At 31.1% G+C, this 2,650-nt stretch carries 3 protein-coding genes; all 3 read left to right on the forward strand.

All coding sequences use genetic code 11. The features are described from left to right. Positions 1-574, forward strand: a 574-nt coding sequence (locus JCM15548_RS20250) for a hypothetical protein (RefSeq protein WP_227626076.1), incomplete at its 5' end; no start/stop codon positions are given. A 1-nt stretch (position 575) separates the two neighbouring features. Then, the gene (locus JCM15548_RS20255; RefSeq protein ID WP_062129012.1) at positions 576-1,403 is read left to right on the forward strand and encodes a hypothetical protein; all 828 of its coding nucleotides are present in this window, start codon (positions 576-578) and stop codon (positions 1,401-1,403) included. A 159-nt stretch (positions 1,404-1,562) separates the two neighbouring features. After that, positions 1,563-2,534, forward strand: coding sequence for a TlpA family protein disulfide reductase (locus JCM15548_RS20260; protein WP_062129014.1), 972 nt, complete (start codon positions 1,563-1,565; stop codon positions 2,532-2,534). Positions 2,535-2,650: the final 116 nt, after the last annotated feature.

Genomic DNA, 2,650 nt, shown 5'->3' on the forward strand with positions numbered 1-2,650 from the left:
ATGTGGGCGTTGTAGGGCATTAAACAAAAAACTTGACTATTCCATGAAATATAAAATAAAGAATAAAATTATTTCAAATGCACAAAGCTTAACAAATATTAATCATGCAGAAAATGTTGAGATAAATAATTTTAACCATAAACCCCCAGTAGAAATAGACTATAGTAAGAAAAGTCTGAAAGAAATAGCTATCAGTCCAAAAAAGCTTACTATTAGTGGTGTGATAAGTTTTGGAGGAATAATTATTACTTATTTCTCTTTGTTTGTAAAATACCCTATCACTGAATTATCCTCTTTGATTAATGTGTTGCCATTCATTATGATATTCTCTGTTCTTATTGTAGCAATTGGTTTATCACTACTAAATAGGAAATTTATTCCATTCTTGGGTATTTACAGTTTGGAATCAAATGGGAGAAAAATATTTCTAAAAAAGACAAAATCAATATGTCCTGTTTGTGATTCTAGTATGCGGATTTTTAAAAATGAAATTGGAGTTTTTATCTCTTGCAAAAGAAACCCTGAACAGCATTTTTACTCTTATGACTACACCACATTTGTTGATAATGAATAATATGAAAGACCTTATAACTAAATTGAGGTCTCTTGAACTTGAGACATTTCCTACAAGAGAAATTGAAGAAATCATATCGAAATTTGGAGCTTTGCCAGTTGCAGTTACTGACTATGATAAAGGAAAAATTATCCACCGTGCAAGACAAATTAATAAGGGACAGGTTTTGTCAGAAAACCATGAGTTATCTTTTACCCCTGACAAATTCAACTCAAAATATCAAAGAGCAAGTACGCCTGAACAGACAATGTTTTATGGCGCTGTAATTCCGGAAATTAAGGGACAAGGTGAACTAACTACTGAAAGAATAATTGGAGCTTGTGAAGTAAGCAATTTATTGAGAGACCCTAACACAGAAGATGGAGAGGAGATTATTATTTTCGGTAAATGGTGCGTTAAGGAGAAAATTACGCTATTATCGATAATTAGTCCTGACATGGAAAAAAATAAAATCAATTTCTTCCAAGAAATGACTCGTGACTATCATTTATATTTAGAGCAATTAGGAGAACAAAAAGAAGATGCAATTGCTTTTCAAGAGTACATGTCTTCTGAATTTGCTAAAATTGATATACGTGGAGAGTATGACTACCTAATCTCCGCAAAGCTTACAGAAAATGCAATTCGAAATTGTGATGGAGTAATATATCCAAGTGTTAGAGCTGATTATAATGGGTTGTGTGTTGCAATAAAGCCTAAATCCGCAACGGAAAAATTAGAATTAATTTCAGTTCTTGAATGTTCAATATCGAAGAAAAATAAAAATGTTAGAATAACGAATTTACGGTTTACGGACAAAATTAATAATGGCAAATTTGAATTGAAATAGCTTAACGCCCTACAACATCGTATATAAAACATTTGGCAATCAGTGCGTTATCGAACATTCCAGCCCGTATCAAAAGTACTTGTAATTTGACAGGAAAGTGCTTCGAAATGCCAAACGTTTCATATACGTATACGTTAGCAACAAGCATAAAAAACAACCATGATGAAGAAAACATTAAAAACATTTTTCAAACTTTTCCTAGGAGTATTAGTGATTATCGCTACGAACATTTTGTTTCTTTTATTATTTGAAGACGTTATTAATATAATGAACTTTCAAGTTTTAAAATGGTTTCCATTATTAATGTGTTTTATAGGGTTTTACTTAGCGGGACTCATAAACAGAAATACAAGATTAATACTTACTCCTATACTTTTAATTTCTATAATAATTTATATTCCGTTGAAATTATTCTATTTCCCGATTTTCCTTATTATTATCCTATTCTCATCTCTAGGCATTCTACTTTCACGGAGGGAAATAGTTAATAGAATTAAGATTCCATTACTGGTGATTTTATTTGGTTTATTTGGATTCTTTTTATTTTCGCAACCACTCATTATAAAAAATAAAGGTTACGGTACCGATACCGATAATAATTTGTATAATGTCACTGTCCTTTGGGATTTTACATCTAATACTCCACCCAGCTTACCAAAGGAAATATTTAATGACAAAAATGGTAATAAAGTTAGCTTGAAAGACTTTGGTGGTAAAACCTTGTATGTAACATTCTGGGCAACTTGGTGTGGACCTTGTCTTGGAGTAAAACCTGAACTTGAAAAACTAAAAAAACAATACGAAGATAATGAAGATGTAATTTTTATAGATATTTCACTTGATTCAAATGTTGAAGTTTGGAAAACTTATTTATCCCAAAATGAATATAATGGAATTCAGTTGATAACTGGTAATGAAGCTAAAACAAGGTCAAATTATCAATTTTCAGGAATACCGTATCATATTATTGTTGATTCTAAGGGAAACTATAAAGAATGTCACCACCCTTATTTCATTGACAAAGAATTACTCAATAATCAAGATAAATCAACCGAATATATAAACACTCCCTACAAAGTTTTTAAAACATTTAAGGTTAATGGAAAAGAAACAATTATAAGAGTGAGATAAAATGCCAGTTGCTAACATCATATATAAAATATTGGGGGTTAGGTGTTTATATTAATCTTTCTGCCCGCACCAACTTTTATAACGGTGGACAGCGACGACGCCCGCAATCCCCAACA

Origin of the sequence: Geofilum rubicundum JCM 15548 (genome assembly GCF_000974365.1) — a bacterium.
GTDB lineage: Bacteria > Bacteroidota > Bacteroidia > Bacteroidales > Marinilabiliaceae > Geofilum > Geofilum rubicundum.